This is a genomic window from Kitasatospora sp. NPDC051853, from assembly GCF_044452665.1.
Lineage (GTDB): Bacteria > Actinomycetota > Actinomycetes > Streptomycetales > Streptomycetaceae > Kitasatospora.
The window spans coordinates 913,075-937,878 of record NZ_JBITBY010000002.1 but is presented as its reverse complement, the minus strand read 5'-3'; the positions used below and the strand labels follow the sequence as shown (position 1 = coordinate 937,878).

The following is a 24,804-nucleotide window of genomic DNA, read 5'->3' as shown; positions in this document are numbered from 1 at the left end:
CCCGTTAGCGTTGCCCGCCGTGACGACGAGCGGGAACGACCCCTTCCACACCTGGCTGGCGGTGCTCGCCGGGGAACCGGAGCTGGGCCTGGACCCGGCCTGGCTGTCCGACGAAGCGCTGGCCTGGCTGCGCGCCGTCCGGGACGCGCACGGTGAGGTCGCGCCGCCGTACGTGCCCGAACTGATGCTGGAGCGCCGCGCCGCGGTGGCCGAAACCGCCCTGGCGGCGCTGCGCGCGGCGGCCGAGCGGGACCTCGGGTCGCCGCTCGACCTGCGGCCGGAGGTCGAGGCGGAGTGCGACTACGACACGACCGGCTCGGTCGCCGTGTTCGGCGAGCAGGTCCGCGCGCTGGGCCCGGAGGAGGCGAAGGTGACCGTCGCGGACGCCGTCCAGACCTTCGTCGCCCACGTCCACCGCACCGTCTGGCCGACCTGCCCGGACCACCGCACCGGCCTGCACCCGGAGCTGACGGAGCGTCGGGCGGTCTGGCACTGCCGGGCCGGCGGGCACGACCTGCCGATGCCCTGAGCGGATCGGCCGGCCCGCGGGGGTGGTAAGCGCCCCGCGCGCGGGTACAGGAGTGAGGCGGCCGGAATGCGCCCTTGTTGTGCTAGCACATCGGCGCTAGCTTGAAGCATGACCAAGAAGCAGCTGAACGTCAGGGTGGATGCCACGACCGCCGAGATCGCCCGCGAGCGGGCCGAGCAGCAGGGGATCAGCATGAACCAGTACATCGAGCGGCTCGTGCGCCAGGACATGGGCGAGTCCGGGCGGCTGTTCGTCGACACCGCGGCCCAGTTCATGAAGGAGTACGAGAGTGCCTTCCTCGCCGAGTTCGCCGAGCGCGGCTCCGAGCTCCAGGACGTGCGCCGTTGAAGCTTGAGGTGGACCTGTCCTGGCTGCTCATGACCGCCGAGCAGTACACCCCGGGCGACCCCCAGGTGACCGACTACGGTTCCCTGCTCGCCGCCGTCGTCCGGCACCAGGCCGAGATATTCGACATCGCCGTCTACCCCGAACCGCAGGACCGCGCCGCGGCCCTGATGCACCAGCTGATCCGCGTCCCCGCGCTGGAGCGGACCAACGAACTGTTCGCGACCGCCGTCGCGTACTCCTACCTGGTGGCCAGCGGCTGCAACGTGGCCACCACCGCGCGCGAGGTGCGCAGCCTGGCCCGGGCGATCCGGGAGGGCAAGCTCGGCGTCAGCGGCGTCTCCGAGCGGCTGGCCGGCTGGATCGTCGAGGACCCCGAGGACGAAGGGGTCAGCGGCGAGGACGACGGCGAGGGCGAAGCCGACTGACCTCGTCAGTAAGCTGGTGGCCCACCCCCGGACCGGCGAGGACCACCGACGTTGTTGCAGGACATCGAGCAGTACCTGGCCTGCCCGCACTGCGCCCGGCCGCTCGTCCTCGACGGCCGGACCCTGCGCTGTGCCTCGGGCCACGGCTTCGACCAGGCCAAGCAGGGCTACGTCAGCCTGCTGGCCGGTGACGCGCACACCGGGACGGGCGACACCGCGGAGATGGTCGCCGCCCGCACCGCGTTCCTGTCGGCCGGGCACTACCGGCCGATCGCGGACGCGCTCGCCGGAGCCGCCGCGGCGGAGGGCCCGGTCGAGGGCCTGGTGGCCGACCTCGGCGCGGGCACCGGGCACTACCTGGCGCACGTGCTGGAGCGGGCCGGCGGGGTGGGCGCGGCGCTCGACATCTCCAAGTACGCCCTGCGGCGCGCGGCCAAGGCGCATCCGCGGATCGGCGCGCTGGTCTGCGACGCCTGGCGCCCCCTTCCGCTCCAGGACCACTCCGCCGAGCTGCTGCTCAACGTCTTCGCGCCGCGCAACGGCCCGGAGATGCGCCGGGTGCTCCGGCCGGGCGGCCGGCTGCTGCTGGTCACCCCGACCTCCCGTCACCTCCGGGAACTGGTGGCCGCGTTGGGCCTGCTCTCGGTGGACGAGGAGAAGGAGCGCCGCACCGAGGAGAAGCTCAGCCCCTGGTTCACCCACACCGACCGCACCGAGGTCGAGTTCACCCTCCGGCTCGGCCGGGCGGAGGCGGAGGCCGTGGTGGCCATGGGCCCGAACGCCTGGCACACCGACCGGGAGAAGCTCGCCGCCGCCCTGGCCGGGCTGCCGGACCCGGTCGAGGTCACCGGCTCGGTGCTGCTCACCACTTACCGCTGACCCCACCCGCCGCTGACCCCACTCATCGCTGACACCCCCTCCGGCCTGCGCATATCACGTACCGGAGCCCGCGCCGCGCGGCGGACCCGTTGGGATGAACCTCCGGAGCAGGCACGTTTCTCCGCGCCGGCCGACGGCTAACGTCCCCCGGGTGACCAGCGAAGTTCTCCAGACACCCGCCGTCCGCCCCGTGCTCCGCCCCACGGTCGAGGAGCTGCGCCTCACCTCCTTCAAGTCCTACCGCCGCACCACCCTCCCGCTCGCCCCGCTGACGGTGCTGCACGGGCCGTCCGGGGTCGGCAAGTCGAACGCGCTGGACGCACTGGCCACCCTCTCCCGGCTCGCCCTCGGCGAGCCCATCGGCCCCTCGCTGGACGGCATCGGCTCGGCCGCGGGGCCGCTCGCGCTGCCGATCAGGGGCGGCCTGCTGGGCTGCGTCCCGCACGGCCGGAACGCGATCATCCTGGGCTGCACCGTCCGCTCCGCCGAGGGCCCGATCCGCCTGGAGCTGGTGGTCCGCACCGACGGGCCGGTCCGGGTCGCCCGCGAGTGGCTGACCTGCGCGGGGCAGACCCTGGTGGAGACCGGGGAGCAGGACGTGGCGCACGGCAAGGTCAACGTCACCTGGCACAACGACACCCGGCAGGGCGACATCCGGGCGCCGTTCCCCAGCGAGAGCCTGATCACCGCTCAGATCCCGCTCCGGGTGGCCGGTTCCTCGCCCGGCGAGCGCAAGGTGCTGGCCGCCGCCGAGCAGCTGCTCACCGCCCTGCGCGAGGTGTTCCCGCTGCACCCGGTGCCCGCGCTGATGCGGGACTGGACCGGGTACGAGCCCGAGGCCCGGCTGCTCGGCACCGCCGCCAACGTCTCCGCCGTGCTGGCCCGGATCCGGCAGGAGTGCACCCGCCGGTACGGGCGGCTGCTCAAGGCCGTCCAGCAGGCCGCCCCGCACCCGCTGCTGGGCCTGGACGTCAGCCGCCGCGGCCCGGACTCCCGGGAGGAGCTGATGGCCGTCTTCGACGAGGGGGTGCTCGGCCGGACCAGCGCCGACCAGGCCTCCGACGGCATGCTGCGGCTGCTGGCCTTCGCCGCCGTGCTGCTCACCGGCGCCGGGGTGCTGGACGTGGACCCGGCGGGCGAGGTGCCGCCGGCGCACCGTCAGCTCACCGTGCTGGCCGAGGACCTGTCGGCGGGCCTGGCCCCCGAGCAGGTGGCCGCGCTGCTGCGATTGGCCCGGGAGGTGTGCGCCAAGGAGGACGTCCGGCTGCTGGCGGCGGTGCAGGACCCGGGCCCGGCCCGGGAGGCGGGGGAGGAGGTCTCGCTGGTGGAGTGCCGGCGGGATCCGGCCAGCGGGCACAGCGTGCTCCGGCCGGAGACCGCCCGGGTGCCGGCGCAGCCCGACCGTGGCGGCGCCGGCGCGGCGGCGATGGGGTAGACCTGTCGCATGACGACCGACAACACCCTGGACGAGCTCCAGCAGCGGCTCACCGACTTCGCGGCGGCACGGGGCTGGGAGCCCTTCCACACCCCGAAGAACCTGGCCGCCGCCCTCACGGTGGAGGCGGGCGAACTGCTGGAGATCTTCCAGTGGCTGACGCCGGAGCAGGCCGAGACGGTGATGGCCGAGCCGGAGCGGGCGCACCGGGTCCGGGACGAGGTGGCGGACGTGCTCGCCTACCTGCTGCAGTTCTGCACCGCCGTCGGGGTGGACCCGGCGGCCGCGCTGGCGGCGAAGATCGAGCGCAACGAGGTCCGCTTCCCGGTCTGACGGTGGGGCGCGGTCCTCCGTACGGGTGACACGCGTTGTCCACAGGGGGCGGTTTTCCACAGGACGGGCGGCCCGTCCCCGTCCGTCCGGCGTCCGCCGCAGTCTTGCCGCGTGACGCACCGTCAGCCACGGCGGTGCGGGTCCCACGCGAGCGAGGGGAGCGGCCGGGATGGACGCGCTGCGATTGATCAAGACCACCCGGCACGCCCTGGCGGAGGCCAGGAGCGTGCCGGACGTGCTGGCGGAGGCGTGGCAGGCGGCCCTGATCACCGAGGCGGTCGGGGCCCGGATCGCCGGTCAGGAGGACGGCGAGCTGGCCCCGCTCGGGCAGATGCTCTGCGACGCCGGGGCGCACGCGGTCGGCTGCCTGGAGCTGCCGGGGCCGGCCGGGGGCGCACCGGAGGGTGCCCCGGCGGGCGGTGACCAGGAGTGGCACCGGGCGGACTGGGGCGGGAACGGGCGGGCCTCCCGGCTGGACGAGCTGGGCGAGGCGGGGCCGGTGCTCACGGAGCTCGCGCTGCTGCTCCACGAGGTGGCCGAGGCCCTGGTGGTGCTGGCCTGCGGGGCGGACGAGGAGGGCCTCTACTGGCGCTGCATCGACGGGGTGGACGCCGGGGCCGAGTGCAAGGAAACGGTGGCCGAACTGCTCCGGATGATCCGCCGTCAGTCCCCGGAGGCCGCAGCGGCCCCGGTGGCGGAGGGCGCGGTGGGCGCCGTCGGCGCGGTGGCCCCGGGGGAGGCGGCTGCACCGCCGGAGCCCGGGCCCGGGCCCGGGTCGGCGCCGGGGGCTGGGGCGGGGCCGGGGCCGGGAGTGGGGGTCGGCGGTCCGGCGGAGGCGGGAGGGGCCGGACCGACGGGGAGCCAGGGGGTGCCGACCTTGGTCGTACCGCTGGGGCCGCCGGTCGCGGCGTGCGAAGGTCAGCCCCGGGCGGCGGCGTCCGTCGAGAGGTCGTCCGGTCGGCGGCGGGCCCCGGCGCGGTCGGCGGAGGACTGCAGATCGGCGTCCAGTCCGGCGAGGTCGGCGTTCAGGTCGGCGAGCAGCTGCTGCATCTGCTCCAGCAGGTTCATCGGCGCGGCGGCCGGGGCAGGCGTGGTCTGCTGTGGTGCGGTGGGTGCCTCGGACCAGGGCTCGGACATGAGCGGACCCCTTCAGCTCGGTAGTGCGGTGTGAACCGACGGACGTCGGTGGCGGGGCCGCCGCTCGGGCAAGCGGCCCCGGCGGTCCAACGAACCCGGCCGGAGCCCGGTCACCGCAGACCACTCGTAGAGGTCCAACACCCGCTCGCGGTCAGTCCCAGGGGTGATCCCGGTTTGCGGCCGGGCCCGCCGCTCGGCTACCGGGGCCGGGGACGACGGAGGCGCGGCACCGGAACCCCGGTGCCGCGCCCCGTCAGGGCCTTCCGCCCGCCCCGTCCGACCCGTCCGCCCGGGCGGCGGACGGGTCATGACCCAGGGTCAGTTGTGCGCGTGCAGCTCGGCGTTGAGGCCGCCCCACGAGCCGGACCGCGCGATCACCTCGACCGCACCGGTCTGGGAGTTGCGGCGGAACAGCAGGTTGTCCTGGCCGGAGAGCTCGACCGCCTTGGCGACCTTGCCGTCCGGGGTGGTGACGCGGGTGCCGGCGGTCACGTAGAGACCGGCCTCGACCACGCAGTCGCTGCCCAGCGAGATGCCGATGCCCGCGTTGGCGCCGAGCAGGCAGCGCTCGCCGACCGAGACGACCTGCTTGCCGCCACCGGACAGGGTGCCCATGATCGAGGCGCCGCCGCCGATGTCGCTGTGGTCGCCGACCACGACGCCAGCGCTGATCCGGCCCTCCACCATCGAGGTGCCCAGGGTGCCGGCGTTGAAGTTGACGAAGCCCTCGTGCATCACGGTGGTGCCGACGGCCAGGTGCGCGCCGAGGCGGACGCGGTCCGCGTGGGCGATCCGGACGCCGCTCGGAGCGACGTAGTCGGTCATCCGGGGGAACTTGTCGATGCCGTACACGGCCAGCTGCCCGCCCTGGGCGCGGACGGCGAGCCGGGCCCGCTCGACCAGGTCCACCGGCACCGGGCCGATGCTGGTCCAGGCGACGTTGGCCAGCAGGCCGAAGATGCCGTCCAGGTTCTGGCCGTGCGGCCGGACCAGACGGTGGCTCAGCAGGTGCAGACGCAGGTAGGCGTCGTGCGCGTCGACCGGCTTCTCGTCCAGCGAGGAGATGGTGGTGCGCACCGCGATCACCTCGACGCCGCGGCGGGCGTCGGTGCGCAGCGCCTCGGCCGCGCCCTGGCCGAGGGCGGCGTCGGCCTCCTCGGCGGTCAGCCGGACGGTCCCGGACGGGCCGGGGGCGGCGGCCAGCTCCGGGGCCGGGTACCAGGTGTCGAGGATGGTGCCGTCCTCGGCGACGGTCGCCAGACCGACGGCGAGGGCACCGCTTGCGAGGGTGGAGGTGGTTTCAGCAGTCACATCGAGCACGTTAACGAATCGCCCCCCGCCCTGACGAACACGCTCACCGTCCGGACAGCCGCCGGGCGTCCCCGCTGGTCACCCGGGGAAAACCCGGTGTCGGCCCGGCCCGGCCTCGGCGATACTCGGACGGGTGTTCATCTCGATCTCCACCACAGGAACGGCCGAACGCCCGGCTTCCGACCTGGGCTTTCTGCTCCACAAGCACCCCGACAAGGTGCAGCAGTTCTCGACGTCGCACGGCGAGGCCCACGTCTTCTACCCCGAAGCGGGCGAGCAGTCGTGCACGGCGGTGATGCTGCTGGACGTCGACCCGGTCGCGCTGGTCCGCAAGGGCCGGGGCAAGGGCCGCTCGGGGTCGCCCGACTTCGCGCTCGCGCAGTACGTCAACGACCGCCCCTACGCGGCCTCCTCGCTGCTCGCGGTCGCCCTGCGCACCGTCTTCCGTTCGGCCATGAAGGGTGTCTGCGAGCAGCGCCCGGGCCTGGCCGAGCAGCCCCGTCCGCTGCGGATCTCGCTGCCCGCCGTGCCGGCCAACGGCGCGGGCGAGGGCGGTGGCCCGGCCATGGTGCGCCGTCTGTTCGAGCCGCTCGGCTGGCAGGTCGAGGCGGAGGCGGTCCCGCTGGACGAGGCCTTCCCGGAGTGGGGCGTCTCCCGCTACGTCCGGGTCGAGCTGACGGCCGAGCTGCGGCTGGCCGACGCGCTCCAGCAGCTGTACGTGCTGCTGCCGGTGCTGGACGGCTCGAAGCACTACTGGGTCGCGCCCGACGAGGTGGACAAGCTGCTCGCGGCGGGCGAGGGCTGGCTCGGGGCCCACCCGGAGCTCGGTCTGATCACCCGTCGGTACCTGGCCCGCCGCTGGTCGCTGACCAGGGTGGCGATGGAGCGCCTGGAGCTGGCCCGGCTGGCCGAGGCGGACGACCGCGAGGCCGAGGAGGTCGACAACGCGGTGGACGACACGGTGGACGACGACGGTCCGGAGGCGGCCGCCGCCGCGGGCCCGGCGGGTGCCGAAGGTTCCGAGGAGAGTCCCAAGCCGGTCAGCCTCGGGGTGCGGCGCCGGGAGGCGATCCTGGCCGCCCTGCGCGAGACCGGTGCGGCCCGGGTGCTCGATCTCGGCTGCGGCCAGGGCGAGTTGGTGGCCGAGCTGCTCAAGGACCCGGCGGTCACCGAGGTGCTCGGGGTGGACGTGTCCTCCCGCGCCCTGTCGGCGGCGGCCCGCAAGCTCCGGCTGGACCGGATGTCGGAGCGTCAGGCCGCCCGGGTCGGGCTGGTCCAGGGCGCGCTCACCTACACCGACGCCCGGCTGAAGGGCTACGACGCGGCCGTGCTCTCCGAGGTGATCGAGCACCTCGACCTGCCCCGGCTGCCCGCGCTGGAGTACGCGGTGTTCGGTGCGGCCCGCCCCGGCGCGGTCGTGGTGACCACGCCGAACGTCGAGTACAACGTCCGCTGGGAGACGCTGCCGGCCGGTCACGTCCGGCACGCCGACCACCGCTTCGAGTGGACCAGGGCGGAGTTCCTGGCCTGGGCCGGGAAGGTGGCCGCCGACTACGGGTACACCGTCACCGTCCGCCCGGTGGGCCCGCTGGACGAGGAGGTCGGCGCACCGACCCAGCTCGCCCTGTTCCGCCGCGACGACTCCGCACCGGGCACCGGCCCCGCACCGACCAGCACCGACTCCGCAGAGAGGAGCGCCGCCTGATGACCACCCAGAACCGCACCGAGAACCCTGATGCCGAGCAGCCGCGCGGCCGCTCCCTCCCGGTCACCGACGTCTCGTTGGTGGTCCTGATCGGCTCCAGCGGCTCCGGCAAGTCCACCTTCGCGCGCCGTCACTTCCGCCCGACCGAAGTGGTCTCCTCCGACTTCTGCCGGGGCCTGGTGGCCGACGACGAGAACGACCAGTCCGCCTCCGCCGACGCCTTCGACGTGCTCCACTACATCGTCGGCAAGCGCCTGGCGGCCGGCCGCCGCACCGTGGTGGACGCCACCAACGTCCAGGCCGAGGCGCGCCGCCAGCTGATCAAGATCGCCCGGGACCACGACGTCCTGCCGATCGCCGTCGTGCTGGACGTGCCGGAGGGCGTCTGCGCCGAGCGCAACCGCACCCGGCCGGACCGCCAGCTGCCCGCGCACGTGATCCCCCGTCAGCAGCGCGAGCTGCGCCGCTCGCTGCGCGGCCTGGAGCGCGAGGGCTTCCGCAAGGTGCACGTGCTGCGCGGCGAGGCGGAGATCGAGGCGGCCGAGATCCGCACCGAGAAGCGCTACAACGACCTGCGCCACCTCACCGGCCCGTTCGACGTCGTCGGTGACATCCACGGCTGCCGTTCCGAGCTGGAGACCCTGCTCACCACCCTCGGCTACCAGCTGGCCCGGGACGAGCGGGGCCGCCCGGTGGACGCCGTCCACCCGGAGGGCCGCACCGCCGTCTTCGTCGGCGACCTGGTCGACCGCGGCCCGGACAGCCCGGGCGTGCTCCGCCTGGTGATGGGCATGGTCGGCGCGGGCCACGCGCTCTGCGTGCCCGGCAACCACGAGAACAAGCTCGGCCGCTGGATGGACGGCCGCAAGGTCACCGTCGCCTACGGCCTCCAGGAGAGCATCGACCAGCTGGCCGGGGAGACCGAGGAGTTCCGCGCCGAGGTGCGGGCCTTCATGCGCGGCCTGGTCAGCCACTACCTGCTGGACGAGGGTCGGCTGGTGGTCTGCCACGCCGGTCTGCCGGAGAAGTACCACGGCCGCAACTCCGGCCGGGTCCGCTCGCACGCCCTCTACGGCGACACCACCGGCGAGACCGACGAGTACGGCCTGCCGGTCCGCTACCCGTGGGCGGAGGAGTACCGGGGCAAGGCCCTGGTGGTCTACGGCCACACCCCGGTGCCGACCGCGAGCTTCCTCAACAACACCATCTGCCTGGACACCGGCTGCGTCTTCGGCGGCAGCCTGACCGCGCTGCGCTACCCGGAGCGGGAGGTCGTCTCCGTCCCGGCCGAGCAGGAGTGGTACGCCCCGGTGCGGCCGATGCACACCGACGCGCCGGGCGCCCGGGAGGGCCGCCCGCTCGACCTGGCGGACGTGACGGGCCGTCGGGTGGTGGAGACCGCCCACCACGGCCGGGTCTCGGTCCGGGAGGAGAACGCGGCCGCCGCGCTGGAGGTGATGAGCCGCTTCGCGCTCGACCCGCGTCTGCTCGCCTACCTGCCGCCGACCATGTCCCCGGTCGCCACCTCCCGCCGGGAGGGCTACCTGGAGCACCCGGAGGAGGCGTTCGCCGCCTACCGGTCCGCCGGCGTCCGGGAGGTGGTCTGCGAGGAGAAGCACATGGGCTCGCGCGCCGTGGTGCTGCTCGCCCGCGACGCGGCGGGGCTGGAGAAGCGCTTCGGGGTGGAGGGCCCCGGTGCGATCTGGACCAGGACGGGCCGGGCGTTCCTGACCGACGGGGAGCTGACCGGCGCGGTGCTCGACCGGCTGCGCACGGCGGCCGAGCGGGCCGGGCTGTTCGAGGAGCTGGCCACCGACTGGCTGCTGCTGGACGCCGAGCTGATGCCCTGGTCGCTCAAGGCGGTGGAGCTGCTGCGCCGTCAGTACGCGGCGGTCGGCGCGGCCGCCGGTTCGGCGCTGCCGCAGGTGATCGCCGCCCTGGAGGCGGGGGAGGCCCGCGGTCTGCCGCTGGCCGGGCTGACCGCCCGTCAGCGGCAGCGCGCGGCGGACGCCGAGGCCTTCGTCGAGTCCTACCGCCGCTACTGCTGGCCGACCGAGGGGCTCACCGGCCTGCGGCTGGCCCCGTTCCAGGTGCTGGCGGCGGAGGGGGCCAACCTCGCGACCCGCCCGCACGACCAGCACCTGGCCTGGATCGACCGCCTGGTCGAGGCCGACGACCAGGACGCCCCGGTCCTGCGCCGGACCGGCCGCCTGCTGGTGGACACCGCCGACGAGGCCTCGGTCGCGGCCGGCACGGCGTGGTGGGAGGAGCTCACCGCCGCGGGCGGCGAGGGCATGGTGGTGAAGCCGCTGGCCTCCCTGGTCCGCGGTGACGGCCGCCTGGTCCAGCCCGGGGTGAAGGTCCGCGGCCGGGAGTACCTGCGGATCATCTACGGCCCGGACTACACCGAGCACCTCGACCGGCTGCGCGAGCGCTCGCTCGGCCACAAGCGCTCGCTGGCCCTGCGCGAGTACGCGCTCGGCCTGGAGGCGCTGGACCGCCTGGCGGCGGGGGAGCCGCTCTGGCGGGTGCACGAGGCGGTCTTCGCCGTCCTCGCGCTCGAGTCGGAGCCGGTCGACCCCCGGCTCTGACGGTCCGTCGGGGCCACCGCCCTCGCGGTCGGTGGCCCCGGGCGGGACTCGCCTCCCGATTCATGCATAGAAATTCAGGGAGTCGTATACACTTCCCATCTCACTGTCCCCGCAGCAACCCAGGAGCCCGGCATGGCCTTCAACCTCCGGAACCGGCACTTCCTCAAGGAGCTGGACTTCACCGCTCAGGAGTTCCGCTTCCTGATCGACCTGTCCGCCCAGCTCAAGGCCGCGAAGTACGCGGGGACGGAGCAGCGCCGCCTGGTCGGCAAGAACATCGCGCTGGTCTTCGAGAAGACCTCCACCCGCACCCGCTGCGCCTTCGAGGTGGCCGCCCACGACCAGGGCGCCACCACCACCTACCTCGACCCCTCCGGTTCGCAGCTGGGCCACAAGGAGTCGATCAAGGACACCGCCCGGGTGCTGGGCCGGATGTTCGACGGCATCCAGTACCGGGGCCACGGCCAGGTACTGGTCGAGGAGCTGGCCGAGTTCGCCGGCGTCCCGGTCTGGAACGGCCTGACCGACGAGTGGCACCCGACCCAGGTGCTGGCCGACGTGCTGACCATCACCGAGCACACCACCGAGCCGCTGGAGCGGACCACCCTGGTCTACCTCGGCGACGCCCGCTTCAACATGGGGAACTCCCTGCTCGTCACCGGTGCCCTGCTCGGCATGGACATCCGGATCGTCGCGCCCCGGGAGCTCTGGCCGAGCGAGGACGTGCAGCAGGCGGCCCGGGAGCTGGCCGAGGCCAGCGGGGCCCGGATCACCCTCACCGAGGACGTGGCCGCGGGCGTGGCCGGGGCCGACTTCCTCTACACCGACGTCTGGGTCTCGATGGGCGAGCCCAAGGAGGTCTGGGCCGAGCGGGTCGAGCTGCTGAAGCCGTACCAGGTCTCGATGGAGACCATCAAGGCCACCGGGAACCCGAAGGTCAAGTTCCTGCACTGCCTCCCGGCCTTCCACGACCTCGGCACCGAGGTCGGCCGGCAGATCCACGCGGCCACCGGCATGTCCGAGCTGGAGGTCACCGACGAGGTCTTCGAGTCCCATCACTCGGTGGTCTTCGACCAGTCGGAGAACCGCCTCCACACCATCAAGGCCGTCCTGGTGGCCACCCTCGGCTCCTGACGGGCCTTCAGGGTGACGGCGGGCTCAGAAGTCCACGTTGACGCAGCCCACCCGCTGCGCCAGCGAGTGCCCCTGCCCGTCCTGCCCGGCGTGCAGCACCAGCGACCCGGCCCCGCCCGGGCGGAACTCCCAGGCCACGGTGGAGCGGTCGGCGGCCCGGCCGTGGTCGTCGGTGCGCAGGGTGAGCCAGAGCTCGTTGCGGTCGTTGACGTAGGCCGGATCGGTGGAGGGCAGCACGGGGTCGGCCCGGTCCTGGTAGTGCGGGCCGGAGTCGCCGGGCGCGGTGCCGCAGCCCCGCACGTGCGCGTGGACGGGGTAGGTGTGACGGGGTGTCAGTCCGTCCACCTCCATCGAGACGGTGGTGGTGCCCCCGGCCCGCTCCACCACCACCCGCACGGCGGCGCCGTGGGGCACGGCCTCCGGCGCGAAGCTCACGGCGGTGGCGGGCACGATCCCGTCCGGCCGGTCGAAGACCGCCTCCACCGTGGTGCACGGCAGGACGGTGGAGGGCAGCAGCGCGAGCGCGGCCAGGGCGGGGGCGGCGGGCATGGCGGGGCCTCTCGGCTCTCGGGGCGGACGTCCGCCCCCAAGCTGCCAGGTGATCCCGCCCGGCCCCGCCCACCACTCACCGGGACCCGCCGAAGTCACCCGTACGAGGGGCCCGCCGATGCCCCCGGGCGGGAGGGCCTCAGCCGGCCTTCGGGGCGAGGGTCGCCCGGCCGTCGGTGTACACCTTGACCTCGGCGGCCGCCCGCGCGGCCTGCTCCGCGCTGATCGTGGTGGTCCAGGACGGGCTGAGCACGACCGCCTCCAACTGCTCCAGGCTCAGCGGCGGTCCCGCGAGCCGCTTCTCCCGCTGACGGTCCATCACGCTGTTGCTGGACGCGGAGACCCGCACGCGGTCGGCGCGCAGCAGGTCGGCGCCGCGCTGCACGTCCTCACCGACCCGGCTCTCCCACACCAGCAGCCGGCTGCCGTCCGGCCGGGTGGAGCTCCGGCAGACGAGCTGGGGCCCGCGGTTCGCACAGTCGAAGACGTCGCCACCGGTACCCGGCACCCCCGGCTTCCCGGCGGTGGGGGAGAAGTCCGGGGTCAGGGCCATCCCGATCCGGGCGGTGCCCGAGCCGCTCCGGACGGTGAGCTCCCCGCGGGCCTCGGGCTGGGCCGTGCCGGGCAGGAGGTCCCGCCCGGTGTAGTCGCCGTGCGTCAGTGCGACGGGGAGCAGCCGGGCCAGGTTCAGGACGGCCGCCTGCCCGGTGAGCGGGACCTGTCCGGTGGCGGTCGCCGGGGTACTGCCACTGGCCGCCGTCAACGCCACGCGGGTTCCGTCGGCGGGCTCGCCCGGCCCCGGGGTGACGGCCAGCGCCCCGCCGACCGCCAGCACCGCCACGACCGCCGTGGCACCGGCGATCCCGAAGGCCCGCCGCCTCCGGAGCGCCGCCCCTTCCCGCGCCGCCCCGGCGATCAGCGGCCCCAGGTCCGGCGCGGCGTCCCCCACCGCGTCGCCGAACACCTTCTGCACGTCCTTCGGTTCCATCTGACATCCCCTCGGATCGGACTGGTCGAATGCGGTACGGACACGGCTGCCGCCGCCCCGGTCGCCGCCCCGGTCGACACCCGGGTCAACGTCCCGGTTCACGGCGCGGAGAGCTGGTCGAGCGGCCCGAGCGCGGTGCGCAGCCGCCCCAGCGCCCGCAGGCACTGGCTGCGGACGGCGCCCGGCCGGAGCTGCAGCTCGGCGGCGGTCTCCTCGACGCTGCGGTCCTCCCAGTACCGGAGCACCAGCACGGCCCGGTCCCGCGGCGGGAGCTGGGCCAGGGCGGCGAGGAGGGTGACCCGCAGGGCCGGGTCACCGTCCGGTGCGGCGGGCGGTTCGGGCAGCTCGCCGAGCGAGGGCCGCTCGCCCGAGCGCCTGAGCCGACGGTGCGACAGGAAACACCGCATCAGAACGCTGCGCGCGTACGCCTCGGGGGAGTCGGCCCGGCGGACCCGGCCCCAGGAGGCGTGGATGCGGGCCAGCGCGGTCTGGGTCAGGTCCTCCGCGAGGTGCCAGTCGCCGCAGAGCAGCAGCGCGGTGCGGAACAGCGCGCCGCCCCTGTGCTGGGCGAACTCCTCGAACTCCCGCAGTCTCATCTCGGACCGCCGGCTGCTCCCGAGCAAGGCGCCTCCCCCGTACCGGCCCCGCCCGGTGCGGGGCAGCCGATACCCAGACGCCCGAGCGCCCGAGCCGCGTTACGGCTCCGGCGAAGGTGACCTGATGTTGTGTGAGGGCGGTCCGAGCGGAACTTTGGACAGGTGCTCAAGGACGGCTGTCAGATAGGGGCATGCCTGACGCGGAGACGGCACACCCATGCACTATGGTTTATCTCGACATCGAGATAACTCCGCGCTAGGGTCTATCTTGACGTCAAGATACTTGCCGAGAGGCGTACGCCTCCCAAGGTGGCGGTCGGGCCCAAGTTAGGGTCACCTTACCACCGGGTGGATTCAGAAGGAGTCAGTCGTGTCCGCGAACAGCTTCGACGCCCGCAGCTCGCTGCAGGTGGGCGACGAGTCGTACGAGATCTTCAAGCTCTCCGCCGTCGAGGGTTCCGAGCGGCTGCCGTACAGCCTCAAGGTCCTGCTGGAGAACCTGCTCCGCACGGAGGACGGCGCGAACATCACCGCCGACCACATCCGCGCGCTCGGGAACTGGGACGAGAACGCCCAGCCGAGCGAGGAGATCCAGTTCACCCCGGCCCGCGTGATCATGCAGGACTTCACCGGTGTCCCCTGCGTGGTCGACCTGGCCACCATGCGCGAGGCCGTGAAGGAGCTGGGCGGCGACCCGGCGAAGATCAACCCGCTCGCCCCGGCCGAGCTGGTCATCGACCACTCCGTCATCGCGGACAAGTTCGGCACCCCGGACGCCTTCGTCCAGAACGTCGAGATCGAGTACGGCCGCAACAAGGAGCGCTACCAGTTCCTGCGCTGGGGCCAGACCGCGTTCGACGAGTTCAAGGTCGTCCCGCCCGGCACCGGCATCGTGCACCAGGTCAACATCGAGCACCTGGCCCGCACCGTCATGGTCCGCAACGGCCAGGCCTACCCCGACACCTGCGTCGGCACCGACTCGCACACCACCATGGTCAACGGCCTGGGCGTGCTGGGCTGGGGCGTCGGCGGCATCGAGGCCGAGGCCGCGATGCTCGGCCAGCCGGTCTCCATGCTGATCCCGCGCGTGGTCGGCTTCAAGCTGACCGGCGAGCTGCCGGCCGGCACCACCGCCACCGACCTGGTGCTCACCATCACCGAGATGCTGCGCAAGCACGGTGTGGTCGGCAAGTTCGTCGAGTTCTACGGCGACGGCATCGGCTCCATCCCGCTGGCCAACCGCGCCACCATCGGCAACATGTCGCCGGAGTTCGGCTCGACCTGTGCGATCTTCCCGATCGACGCCGAGACCATCAACTACCTGAAGCTCACCGGCCGCGACGAGCAGCAGCTCGCCCTGGTCGAGGCGTACGCCAAGGAGCAGGGCCTCTGGCACAACCCGGCCCACGAGCCGGCCTACTCCGAGTACCTCGAGCTGGACGTCTCCACCGTCGTCCCGTCGATCTCCGGCCCGAAGCGCCCGCAGGACCGCGTGATCCTGGCCGAGGCCGCCGGCAAGTTCGCCGAGGCGCTCCCGGCGTACTCCGCCGAGGCCAGCAAGCCGACCGCGGTCACCGCCCCCGACGGGTCCGAGTACCAGATCGACAACGGCGCGGTCGTGATCGCCTCGATCACCTCCTGCACCAACACCTCGAACCCCTCCGTCATGCTGGGCGCCGCCCTGCTGGCGAAGAAGGCCGTCGAGAAGGGCCTCACGGTCAAGCCGTGGGTCAAGACCACCCTGGCCCCCGGGTCCAAGGTCGTCATGGACTACTACGAGAAGGCCGGCCTCCTCCCCTACATGGAGAAGCTGGGCTTCAACCTGGTCGGCTACGGCTGCGTGACCTGCATCGGCAACTCGGGCCCGCTGCCCGAGGAGGTCTCCGCCGCGGTGAACGAGGCCGACCTCGCGGTCGTCTCGGTGCTCTCCGGCAACCGCAACTTCGAGGGCCGGATCAACCCGGACGTCAAGATGAACTACCTGGCCTCCCCGCCGCTGGTGGTCGCCTACGCCCTGGCCGGCAACATGAACGTCGACATCACCCGCGACGCCCTGGGCCAGGACGCCGACGGCAACGACGTCTTCCTGACCGACATCTGGCCGTCCGAGCAGGAGGTCGCCGACACCGTCGCCGGCTCCATCGACGAGGCCATGTTCGCCAACGGCTACCAGGACGTCTTCGCGGGCGACCAGCGCTGGCAGTCGCTCCCGGTCCCGACCGGCAACACCTTCGAGTGGGACGCCGAGTCCACCTACGTCCGGAAGCCCCCGTACTTCGAGGGCATGGCCAAGACCCCGAGCCCGGTCAGCGACATCGCCGGCGCCCGCGTCCTGGCCAAGCTGGGCGACTCGGTCACCACCGACCACATCTCCCCGGCCGGCAACATCAAGCCGGGCACCCCGGCCGCGCAGTACCTCACCGAGAACGGCGTGGAGAAGCGCGACTTCAACTCGTACGGTTCCCGCCGTGGCAACCACGAGGTGATGATCCGCGGCACCTTCGCCAACATCCGCCTGCGGAACCAGATCGCCGAGGGCACCGAGGGCGGCTACACCCGCGACTTCACCCAGGCCGACGCGCCGGTGTCGTTCATCTACGACGCCTCGCAGAACTACCAGGCCGCCGGCATCCCGCTGGTCGTCCTGGCGGGCAAGGAGTACGGCTCGGGCTCGTCCCGCGACTGGGCCGCCAAGGGCACCGCGCTGCTCGGCGTCAAGGCCGTCATCGCCGAGTCCTACGAGCGCATCCACCGCTCGAACCTGATCGGCATGGGCGTCCTCCCGCTGCAGTTCCCGGAGGGCCAGAACGCCGACTCCCTCGGCCTGACCGGCGAGGAGACCTTCTCCTTCACCGGCGTGACCGAGCTCAACGAGGGCCGCACCCCGAAGACCGTCAAGGTCAAGGCCGGGGACGTGGAGTTCGACGCGGTCGTCCGCATCGACACCCCCGGTGAGGCGGACTACTACCGCAACGGCGGCATCCTGCAGTACGTGCTGCGCAGCCTGATCAACGGCTGACCGAGCTGAATGCAAGGGGCCCGGACCGCACCAGCGGTCCGGGCCCCTTGTGCGTTCGCCTTCAATGGACTACACCTCTCAAGCAGCACTTGGTCCAGACCATTTGACGCTGTTTCAGAGATTGGGTCCCCCATATGCCCAGGCGAACCTCTGCACTCCTCGCGGCCGTCACGGCGGCCGCCGTCCTCGCCCCCACCGCCGCGTACGCCCACGGCGGCGACCACACCCCACAGCTGAAGGGCCAGCGGGTCGGCTACTTCACCCAGTGGGGCGTCTACTCCGGCTTCTCCTTCAAGAACGTCCAGACCTCCGGCCAGGCCGCCAAGCTGACCGTGATCAACTACGCCTTCGGCAACGTCAGCGCCGAGGGCAAGTGCTTCGAGGCCAACGAGGCCGGCGTCGGCGACGCCTGGGCGGACTACCAGCGCCCGGTCGGCGCCGAGGAGTCGGTGGACGGGGTGGCCGACACGGACACCCAGCCGCTCAAGGGCTCGTTCAACCAGCTGCGCAAGCTCAAGGCCAAGAACCCCCAGCTGAAGGCCGTGATCTCGCTCGGCGGCTGGACCTGGTCCAAGTACTTCTCGGACGCCGCGCTGACCGACGCCTCGCGCCGGGCCTTCGTCTCCTCCTGCCTCGACCTCTACATCAAGGGCGACCTGCCGCAGCTCGGTTCGGCCGAGGGCGGCCCCGGCTCGGGCCTGGGCGTCTTCGACGGCATCGACATCGACTGGGAGTACCCGGGCGGGGACGGCGACCCCGGCAACGTCTCCCGGCCGGAGGACGGCCGCAACTTCACCCTGCTGATGGCCGAGTTCCGGCGCCAGCTGGACGAGCTGGGCCGGAAGTCGCGCAAGCACTACCTGCTCACCGCGGCCGTCGCGGCCAACGACAAGGTGGCCGACCGGCTGGAGCTCCCCAAGGTGGCCCGGTCGGTGGACTGGCTCAACCTGATGACCTACGACCTGCACGGGCCGTGGGAGGGCAAGGGGCCGACCAACAACCAGGCCCCGCTGTTCGCGGTGAAGGGCGACCCGGCGCCGGTCCAGCGCAGTGCCGACAAGGCCGTCCGGCACTACATCGAGAAGGGCCTGCCGGCCCGTCAGACGGTGGTCGGGGTGCCGTTCTACTCGCACACCTGGACCGGGGTGCAGCCCGGCCCCAAGGGCGACGGCCTGTTCCAGCCCGCCACCGCCTCCGGCGGCGACGTGGCGTACAAGGACCTGAAGGCCCTGCCCGGAGCGGTGCACACTGACTGGCGCTCGGGCGTCAGCTGGAAGTACGACGGCAACACCTTCTACACCTTCGACACCCCCGAGGTGCTGACCGCCAAGGCCGCCTACTCCCGGCTCACTGGGCTGGGCGGCGTGATGGCCTGGGCGCTGGACCACGACGACGCCCAGGGCACCCTGGTGAAGGCCCTTGACAAGGGCATGAAGTACTGACGTAGCGTCATCCCGGGTCCGGATGCCCATTGCGCAGCTTCGCGCGTCACTGTTCTGTGATGCGCGAAGCTGCGCATTTCTATGTTCAAACGAACACAAGCGCGCTAGATTTCTGCTTGCCGACGGGGCCGCCGGGCAAATATGCAGGCTCCCTGCACATTGCACATGCTGCACCGCCGACAACGCTTTGGCTCCCACGAGTCACATCCGGCGGTCCGGCTATTGCCGCCAGATGAACAGTGGACTATACCTTTGCGCATCACGGAAACCGCCTCTGACCGGCCCCTTGGCCGCTAGGCGCGCCTCACCCGACAGGAATTGACGGTCCGTCAGCTCCTGCACGCATCTTCTGGACACCGAGGGGTTAGGGCACTCATGGGCTCTGCAACCGAGTACAACCGTCGTGATCTCTTCAAGCGGGCGGCCGCGGTGGCCGTGCTCGCAGCCGGCAGCGGCTCGCTGCTCACCGCCTGTGCCGGTGGCACCGGGGGCAGCGCCGACAAGGGCGCCAAGGCGGCCGGCGGCTTCAACCTGACCGACGCCAAGAACCCGTTCGGCGTCAAGGACGCGGACGGCCTCGAGGTCTTCATCTTCGACGGTGGTTACGGCAACGAGTACGCCAAGGCCTTCGAGGCGATGTACTCGAAGCAGTTCCCGGGCGCCAAGATCAACCACCAGGCCGACAAGGACGTCACCGGCAAGCTCCAGCCGCGCTTCAACGCCGGCTCCCCGCCGGACGTCATCGACGACTCGGGCGCCAAGCAGATGAAGCTGGACGTCCTCGCCGAGTCGAACCAGCTCACCGACCTGGCCCCGCTGCTGGACTCGCCGTACATCGACGACCCGTCCAAGAAGATCCGCGACGTGCTGATGCCCGGCACCATCGAGTCCGGCACGGTCAAGGGCAAGGTCTACAACCTGTCCTACGTCTACACCGTCTGGGGCTTCTGGTACTCCGGCAAGCTCTTCAAGGACAACGGCTGGACCGCGCCGAAGACCTGGGCCGAGTTCATCACCCTGTGCGAGCAGATCAAGGCCAAGGGCATCGCCCCGGTCGCCCACCAGGGCAAGTACCCGTACTACATCAACGTCGTCATGATGGACATGATCGCCAAGCAGGGCGGCCTGGACCTCATGAAGCGGATCGACGCCCTGGACGCCACCGCCTGGGACGACCCGTCGGTCAAGACCGTGGTCGACGCGTTCTTCCAGATCGTCGACAAGGACTTCCTGCTCCCCGGCACCAACGGCATGACCCACACCGAGTCGCAGACCGCGTGGAACCAGTACAAGGCCGCCTTCATCCCCTCCGGCTCCTGGCTGGAGAACGAGCAGCTGCCGACCACCCCGGCCGACTTCGACATGCAGTTCCTGCCGATGCCGTCGCTGCCCGGTGACAAGCTGCCCTTCGAGGCCATGCGGGCCGGCGCGGGCGAGCCGTTCATCGTGCCGTCCAAGGCCAAGAACGTGGCCGGTGGCCTGGAGTTCCTGCGCAAGATGCTGACCAAGGAGGCCTCGGCCAGCTTCGCGCAGACCGCCAACAGCCTCACCTGCCTCAAGGACGGCGTCGGCCCCGAGGTCAAGCTCAAGCCGGGCACCGCCTCGACCGTCGTCGCCCTCAAGGCGGCCGGCACCAACACCTTCAACTACCAGTACCCGAACACCGCCTCCAAGTTCGACGAGGACCTGCAGAACGCCTCGGGCGAGCTGATGGCCAAGCGCATCACTCCGGCGGAGTGGATCAAGCGCGCCAAGGAGTCGGCCACCAAGAACAAGACCGCCTGACCGGTCGGAATCACCACAGCGCCCCGGGGGACCCGAACCGCCCCCGGGGCGTCCGCCTGACGGACAGGAGAAGTGACCATGCGTCACGGCAAGTACCCCTTCATCGTGGGGTTCCTCTTTCTTCCGATCCTGCTGTACGTGGGCCTCGTGCTCTGGCCGTACGCGCAGACCTTCGGATACTCCCTGACCGACTGGTCAGGGGCGAGCCAGGAGATGAACTTCGTCGGCCTGGACAACTACACGAAGCTCTTCGGTGACGAGGTCTTCGGCAACGCGCTGTGGCACAACCTGATGCTGCTGGTGCTGCTGCCGGTCGTGACGATCCTGATCGCGCTGTTCTTCGCCTTCATGCTCAACGTCGGTGGCAAGGGCGGCACCGGCGGCGTCCAGGGGGTGAAGGGCGCCGGCTTCTACAAGGTGGTCTTCTTCTTCCCGCAGGTGCTCTCCATCGCGATCCTCGCGGTGCTCTGGGGCGCGGTCTACCGCACCGACCAGAGCGGCCTGGCCAACGGCGTCCTGATCAAGCTGGGCCTGGCCACCGCCACCGACCCGGTGCAGTGGCTGTCCGACCCGGACCTGGTCATGTGGTGCGTGCTCGCGGTGCTGGTCTGGTCCGGCGTCGGCTTCTACCTGGTGCTGTTCTCGGCCTCGATGCAGTCGATCCCGAAGGACATCTACGAGGCCGCCCTGCTGGACGGCGCCAAGCGCGGCCAGACCTTCTTCAAGATCACCCTCCCGCTGCTCTGGGAGACGGTCCAGACCGCCTGGGTCTACCTGGCGATCGTGGCCATGGACGCCTTCGCCCTGGTCGCCTCGATCACCCCCGGCGCCTACTTCGGCGGCGGCCCCGACCACCACTCCGAGCTGATCTCGACCTACCTGATGCGCAGCTTCCTGCGCAACGGCGAGGCGGGTTACGCCTGTGCCATGGGCGTGGTGATCTTCTTCTTCACGCTGATCCTGACCGTCGTCTCGCTCTGGGCCACCAAGCGCGACAAGATCGAGTACTGAGCGGGGACCTGTGATGGCGACTCTCGACAAGACCGCGAAGGTTCCCGGTCAGCTCCGCACCGGCGGCCAGGCCGCCCCGGACCGCGAGCAGCGCTTCGGCGAGGAGGGCAAGGTCCTCAACGTCTTCTCGCACGGCTTCCTGGCGATCTGGGCGGTCATGATCGTCCTCCCGCTGGCCTGGGTGGTGCTCGGCTCCTTCAAGACCGACTCCCAGATCAACGGCTCCGCCTGGAGCTGGCCCGAGTCCTTCGGCTTCGACGCCTTCGGCCGGGCCTGGGAGAAGGGCATCGGCGGGTTCTTCGTGAACACGCTCATCGTGCTGGCCGGCTCGGTCACCCTGACCATGCTGCTCGGCTCGATGGCCGCCTACGTGCTGGCCCGGTACGAGTTCAAGGGCAACCGGGTCGTCTACTACTTCTTCGTGGCCGGCTCGATGTTCCCGGTCTACTTGGCCCTGGTGCCGCTGTTCTTCATGGTCCGCAACCTCGGCGAGATCTCGCCGTACCTCGGTCTGAACAGCTACGCCGGCCTGATCCTGGTGTACGTCGCGTACTCGCTGCCGTTCACCGTGTTCTTCATGTACTCGTTCTTCCGCACCCTGCCGGGCGCGGTGCACGAGGCGGCGATGCTGGACGGCTGCTCGCACACCCGGGCGTTCTTCCAGGTCATGGTGCCGATGGCGAAGCCGGGCCTGATCAGCGTCGGCATCTTCAACGTCCTGGGCCAGTGGAACCAGTACATCCTGCCGGTCACCCTGATGCAGCCCACCACCGCCGGTGAGGCCGACCACTCGATGCTGGCCCAGGGCCTGGTCAACCTGGCCCTGCAGTCCGGCTACAAGAGCGACGCCCCGGCCCTGTTCGCCGGCATGACGATCGCCATGCTGCCGGTGCTGGTGGTGTACCTCTCCTTCCAGCGCCAGGTGCAGGCCGGTCTGACCTCGGCCACCCTGAAGTAGTCGCGAACGACACCCGAGGGGCCCGGTCCGCGTCTGGACCGGGCCCCTCGGCGTGCGTCCCGCTAGCCCCGGTCGGCGGCCTGCGCCCGCAGCGCGCGGGCCAGGTCGTCCCGGCACTCCAGCACCAGGCGGCGCAGGGCCGGAGCCGCCTCCGGGTGCCCGGCCAGCCAGGCGTCGGTGGCGGCCAGGGTGGCCTCGTCGGTCTGGTAGTGCGGGAAGAACCCGCTCACGATCCGCATCGCGATCTCGATCGAGCGCTGCGCCCAGATCTCCTCGATGACCTCGAAGTACGGGGCGGCGTACCCGGCGGTCAGCTCGCGCTGCCCGGCCTGCGCGAAGCCCGCGATCTGGGCCTCGACCAGTGCGTTCGGCAGCTCGTCGGAGTCCACCACGGCGGCCCAGGCGGTGGCCTTGGCCCCCGGGGTGGGCAGCGCGGCCAGACAGTGCGTCAGGTGCTGGCGGCCGGAGGCGGTGTTGTCCAGCTCCAGCTCGCCGTTCAGCTCCTCCGCGGTGGCCCGGCCGGCCGAGGCCAGCGCCAGCCAGAGCGACCAGCGCAGCTCCTGGTCCACCGTCAGCCCGTCGATCCGGGCGCTGCCGGCCAGCAGGCCCTCGACCAGCTGCAGGTGCTCGGTGCCGTCGGCGGTCAGCGCCAGGAAGCGGGCCCAGGCCAGCTGGTGGTCGCTGCCCGGCTCGGCCGCGCGCAGCTCGCGCAGCGCGCAGGCGGCCAACAGGCGCTCGCCCTCGCCCCGGTGCTCCGGCGCGGCGTACAGGTCGAGCGCCGTCCGGGACTGCTGGTGCAGCGACTGCAGCACGCCGATGTCCGACTCGGTGCCGGCGAAGCGGTCCACCAGGTCCAGGTAGTCCCGGGCCGGCATCAGCCCGTCCCGGGTCAGGTTCCAGACCGCCGACCAGGCCAGCGCCCGGCTCAGCGGCTGGTCGATCTCCCCGAGCCCCTCGCGCAGGGTGGCCAGCGAGCGGTCGTCGAAGCGGACCTTGCAGTACGTCAGGTCGTCGTCGTTCAGCAGCACCAGCGCCGGGCGCGGCTTGCCCACCAGCCCGTCCACCACGGTGCGGGCACCGGTGACGTCCAGCTCGACCCGCTCGGTGCGCACCAGCGCGCCGTCGGTGTCCCGCTCGTAGAGGCCGACCGCGATCCGGTGCGGACGCGCGGGCTCGCCGTCCTGGAGCACGGCCAGCTCGGTGATCCGGCCCTCGGCGTCCACGGTGAGCTGCGGGGTCAGGACGTTCACCCCGGAGGTCTGCAGCCAGGCGGCGGCCCAGGACCTGAGGTCCCGTCCGCTGGTCTCCTCCAGCGCCACCAGCAGGTCGTCCAGCACGGTGTTCCCGAAGGCGTGCCGCTTGAAGTACTGGCGGGCGCCCTCGAAGAACGCCTCCGCGCCGACGTACGCCACCAGCTGCTTGAGCACCGAGGCGCCCTTGGCGTAGGTGATGCCGTCGAAGTTGAGCTTGGCGTCCTCCAGGTCACGGATGTCGGCCGTGATCGGGTGGGTGGTCGGGAACTGGTCCTGCCGGTACGCCCAGGCCTTGCGCCGGTTGGCGAAGGTGATCCAGGCGGCGGTGTACTTGGTGCCCGCGCCGATCAGGCCGTAGGAGCCCATGAAGTCCGCGAAGGACTCCTTCAGCCAGAGGTCGTCCCACCACTTCATGGTGACCAGGTCGCCGAACCACATGTGCGCCATCTCGTGCAGGATGACGTTGGCCCGGCCCTCGTACGCGGCCTCGGTGACCTTCGACCGGAAGACGAACTCCTCCCGGAAGGTCACGCAGCCCGGGTTCTCCATCGCGCCGATGTTGTACTCCGGCACGAAGCACTGGTCGTACTTCCCGAACGGGTACGGGTAGTCGAACTCGGTGTGGAAGAAGTCCAGGCCCTGCTTGGTGACGGTGAAGATCTCGTCCGCGTCGAAGTACTTGGCCAGCGACTTGCGGCAGGTGGCCGCGAGCGGGATCTCCAGCGTCGAGCCGTCCTTCGACTCCCGGCTGTAGTGGGCCCGTTCGACGTGGTACGGGCCGGCCACCACGGCGGTCAGGTAGGTGGAGATCGGCTGCGTCGGCGCGAACCGCCAGGTGCGGGCGGCGCCCTCCTCGGTGACCTCGGTGTGCACCGCGTTGGCGTACACGTCCCAGGCGGCCGGGGCGGTCACCGTGAAGGTGAACGGGGCCTTGAGGTCGGGCTGCTCGAAGTTCGCGAACACCCGCCGGGCGTCGGCCGGCTCGTAGTGCGTGTAGAGGTACGTCTCGCCGTCCACCGGGTCGACGAAGCGGTGCAGGCCCTCGCCGGTGCGGCTGTAGGCGCAGTCCGCCTCCACCACCAGCAGGTTCTCGGCGGCCAGCCCCTCCAGCCGCACCCTGGTCCCGTCGAAGACCTCGGACGGGTCCAGCGCGGTCCCGTTCAGGGTGACGGCGCGGACCGCCGGCGCGAGCAGGTCGGCGAAGCTCGCCGCGCCCGGCTCGGAGCACCGGAAGGCGATGGTGGAGGTGGACCGGAAGGTCGCGGCCGACGGGTCGACGGCGGAGGTGACGTCGAGGTGGACCCGGTAGGTGTCCACGGAGAGGATCGCGGCCCGCTGCTGGGCTTCCTCGCGGCTCAGGTTCTTGCCCGGCACGG

General features: G+C 71.8%; 20 protein-coding genes. 15 read left to right on the top strand and 5 right to left on the bottom strand.

Features of this window, described 5'->3' with window-relative positions:
- Positions 1-19: 19 nt before the first annotated feature.
- The 7 genes from ACIA8O_RS08955 (at position 20) to ACIA8O_RS08925 (ending at position 5,120) form a co-directional block, all read left to right on the top strand.
- Positions 20-529, top strand: a complete 510-nt coding sequence (locus ACIA8O_RS08955; protein ID WP_396292906.1) for a hypothetical protein — start codon at positions 20-22, stop codon at positions 527-529.
- Between the two features lie 108 nt (positions 530-637).
- Positions 638-877, top strand: coding sequence for a toxin-antitoxin system HicB family antitoxin (locus ACIA8O_RS08950; RefSeq protein WP_396292905.1), 240 nt, complete (start codon positions 638-640; stop codon positions 875-877).
- The gene (locus ACIA8O_RS08945) at positions 874-1,302 is read left to right on the top strand and encodes a fic family toxin-antitoxin system, toxin component (RefSeq protein ID WP_396292904.1); all 429 of its coding nucleotides are present in this window, start codon (positions 874-876) and stop codon (positions 1,300-1,302) included. Before ACIA8O_RS08950 ends, ACIA8O_RS08945 begins: the two co-directional genes overlap by 4 nt.
- A 51-nt stretch (positions 1,303-1,353) precedes the next feature.
- Positions 1,354-2,181, top strand: coding sequence for a putative RNA methyltransferase (locus tag ACIA8O_RS08940; protein WP_396292903.1), 828 nt, complete (start codon positions 1,354-1,356; stop codon positions 2,179-2,181).
- A 151-nt stretch (positions 2,182-2,332) separates the two neighbouring features.
- Positions 2,333-3,616: an AAA family ATPase gene (locus ACIA8O_RS08935; RefSeq protein ID WP_396292902.1), complete on the top strand. Its 1,284-nt coding sequence runs from the start codon at positions 2,333-2,335 to the stop codon at positions 3,614-3,616.
- A 9-nt stretch (positions 3,617-3,625) separates the two neighbouring features.
- Positions 3,626-3,949, top strand: a complete 324-nt coding sequence (locus ACIA8O_RS08930; protein ID WP_396292901.1) for a nucleotide pyrophosphohydrolase — start codon at positions 3,626-3,628, stop codon at positions 3,947-3,949.
- A 169-nt stretch (positions 3,950-4,118) separates the two neighbouring features.
- Positions 4,119-5,120: a DUF6099 family protein gene (locus ACIA8O_RS08925; RefSeq protein ID WP_396292900.1), complete on the top strand. Its 1,002-nt coding sequence runs from the start codon at positions 4,119-4,121 to the stop codon at positions 5,118-5,120.
- A 284-nt stretch (positions 5,121-5,404) separates the two neighbouring features.
- Here the strand turns inward: ACIA8O_RS08925 and dapD are convergent, their stop codons facing one another.
- On the bottom strand, positions 5,405-6,397 hold the full coding sequence (gene dapD / locus ACIA8O_RS08920) for a 2,3,4,5-tetrahydropyridine-2,6-dicarboxylate N-succinyltransferase (RefSeq protein ID WP_396292899.1): 993 nt from the start codon (positions 6,395-6,397) through the stop codon (positions 5,405-5,407).
- A 133-nt stretch (positions 6,398-6,530) separates the two neighbouring features.
- Here dapD and ACIA8O_RS08915 point away from each other — a divergent pair, with 133 nt between their 5' ends.
- The 3 genes from ACIA8O_RS08915 to argF all read left to right on the top strand — a co-directional run bounded on the left by ACIA8O_RS08915 (position 6,531) and on the right by argF (position 11,827).
- Complete coding sequence (locus ACIA8O_RS08915; RefSeq protein ID WP_396292898.1) at positions 6,531-8,102, top strand: 3' terminal RNA ribose 2'-O-methyltransferase Hen1; 1,572 nt, start codon at positions 6,531-6,533, stop codon at positions 8,100-8,102.
- Positions 8,102-10,693: a polynucleotide kinase-phosphatase gene (locus tag ACIA8O_RS08910; RefSeq protein ID WP_396292896.1), complete on the top strand. Its 2,592-nt coding sequence runs from the start codon at positions 8,102-8,104 to the stop codon at positions 10,691-10,693. Before ACIA8O_RS08915 ends, ACIA8O_RS08910 begins: the two co-directional genes overlap by 1 nt.
- A 132-nt stretch (positions 10,694-10,825) precedes the next feature.
- The gene (gene argF, locus ACIA8O_RS08905) at positions 10,826-11,827 is read left to right on the top strand and encodes an ornithine carbamoyltransferase (protein WP_396292895.1); all 1,002 of its coding nucleotides are present in this window, start codon (positions 10,826-10,828) and stop codon (positions 11,825-11,827) included.
- Between the two features lie 24 nt (positions 11,828-11,851).
- Here the strand turns inward: argF and ACIA8O_RS08900 are convergent, their stop codons facing one another.
- The 3 genes from ACIA8O_RS08900 to ACIA8O_RS08890 form a co-directional block, all read right to left on the bottom strand.
- On the bottom strand, positions 11,852-12,376 hold the full coding sequence (locus tag ACIA8O_RS08900) for a superoxide dismutase family protein (RefSeq protein ID WP_396292894.1): 525 nt from the start codon (positions 12,374-12,376) through the stop codon (positions 11,852-11,854).
- Between the two features lie 139 nt (positions 12,377-12,515).
- The gene (locus ACIA8O_RS08895) at positions 12,516-13,364 is read right to left on the bottom strand and encodes a hypothetical protein (RefSeq protein WP_396292893.1); all 849 of its coding nucleotides are present in this window, start codon (positions 13,362-13,364) and stop codon (positions 12,516-12,518) included.
- A gap of 98 nt (positions 13,365-13,462) precedes the next feature.
- The gene (locus tag ACIA8O_RS08890; protein WP_396292892.1) at positions 13,463-13,960 is read right to left on the bottom strand and encodes a SigE family RNA polymerase sigma factor; all 498 of its coding nucleotides are present in this window, start codon (positions 13,958-13,960) and stop codon (positions 13,463-13,465) included.
- A gap of 370 nt (positions 13,961-14,330) precedes the next feature.
- On the opposite strand from ACIA8O_RS08890, the gene acnA reads away from it, so the two are divergent.
- The 5 genes from acnA (at position 14,331) to ACIA8O_RS08865 (ending at position 22,175) form a co-directional block, all read left to right on the top strand.
- Positions 14,331-16,979 (top strand): aconitate hydratase AcnA, encoded by a 2,649-nt coding sequence (acnA, locus tag ACIA8O_RS08885; protein WP_396292891.1) that lies wholly within the window; start codon positions 14,331-14,333, stop codon positions 16,977-16,979.
- 134 nt (positions 16,980-17,113) lie between these two features.
- Positions 17,114-18,421 (top strand): glycoside hydrolase family 18 protein, encoded by a 1,308-nt coding sequence (locus ACIA8O_RS08880; protein ID WP_396292890.1) that lies wholly within the window; start codon positions 17,114-17,116, stop codon positions 18,419-18,421.
- 375 nt (positions 18,422-18,796) lie between these two features.
- Positions 18,797-20,206 carry an N-acetylglucosamine/diacetylchitobiose ABC transporter substrate-binding protein gene (gene ngcE / locus ACIA8O_RS08875; protein WP_396292889.1) on the top strand — a complete coding sequence of 470 codons (1,410 nt, stop codon included), beginning with the start codon at positions 18,797-18,799 and terminating at the stop codon, positions 20,204-20,206.
- Positions 20,207-20,284: 78 nt separating this feature from the next.
- A complete protein-coding gene (locus tag ACIA8O_RS08870; RefSeq protein ID WP_396292959.1) occupies positions 20,285-21,217 on the top strand; it encodes a carbohydrate ABC transporter permease in 933 nt (310 codons plus the stop codon).
- 13 nt (positions 21,218-21,230) lie between these two features.
- A complete protein-coding gene (locus ACIA8O_RS08865) occupies positions 21,231-22,175 on the top strand; it encodes a carbohydrate ABC transporter permease (RefSeq protein ID WP_396292888.1) in 945 nt (314 codons plus the stop codon).
- A gap of 62 nt (positions 22,176-22,237) precedes the next feature.
- Here ACIA8O_RS08865 and pepN read toward each other — a convergent pair whose 3' ends face one another.
- Complete coding sequence (gene pepN, locus ACIA8O_RS08860) at positions 22,238-24,802, bottom strand: aminopeptidase N (RefSeq protein ID WP_396292887.1); 2,565 nt, start codon at positions 24,800-24,802, stop codon at positions 22,238-22,240.
- Positions 24,803-24,804: the final 2 nt, after the last annotated feature.

Coding starts and splice junctions, on each gene's coding strand:
- ACIA8O_RS08930 (WP_396292901.1), top strand. CDS start 3,626: ATGACGACCGACAACACCCTGGACGAGCTCCAGCAGCGGCTCACCGAC.
- ACIA8O_RS08895 (WP_396292893.1), bottom strand. CDS start 13,364: ATGGAACCGAAGGACGTGCAGAAGGTGTTCGGCGACGCGGTGGGGGAC.
- ACIA8O_RS08865 (WP_396292888.1), top strand. CDS start 21,231: ATGGCGACTCTCGACAAGACCGCGAAGGTTCCCGGTCAGCTCCGCACC.
- ACIA8O_RS08890 (WP_396292892.1), bottom strand. CDS start 13,960: ATGAGACTGCGGGAGTTCGAGGAGTTCGCCCAGCACAGGGGCGGCGCG.
- ACIA8O_RS08925 (WP_396292900.1), top strand. CDS start 4,119: ATGGACGCGCTGCGATTGATCAAGACCACCCGGCACGCCCTGGCGGAG.
- ACIA8O_RS08950 (WP_396292905.1), top strand. CDS start 638: ATGACCAAGAAGCAGCTGAACGTCAGGGTGGATGCCACGACCGCCGAG.
- ACIA8O_RS08910 (WP_396292896.1), top strand. CDS start 8,102: ATGACCACCCAGAACCGCACCGAGAACCCTGATGCCGAGCAGCCGCGC.
- ACIA8O_RS08870 (WP_396292959.1), top strand. CDS start 20,285: ATGCGTCACGGCAAGTACCCCTTCATCGTGGGGTTCCTCTTTCTTCCG.
- ACIA8O_RS08880 (WP_396292890.1), top strand. CDS start 17,114: ATGCCCAGGCGAACCTCTGCACTCCTCGCGGCCGTCACGGCGGCCGCC.
- ACIA8O_RS08900 (WP_396292894.1), bottom strand. CDS start 12,376: ATGCCCGCCGCCCCCGCCCTGGCCGCGCTCGCGCTGCTGCCCTCCACC.
- argF (WP_396292895.1), top strand. CDS start 10,826: ATGGCCTTCAACCTCCGGAACCGGCACTTCCTCAAGGAGCTGGACTTC.
- ngcE (WP_396292889.1), top strand. CDS start 18,797: ATGGGCTCTGCAACCGAGTACAACCGTCGTGATCTCTTCAAGCGGGCG.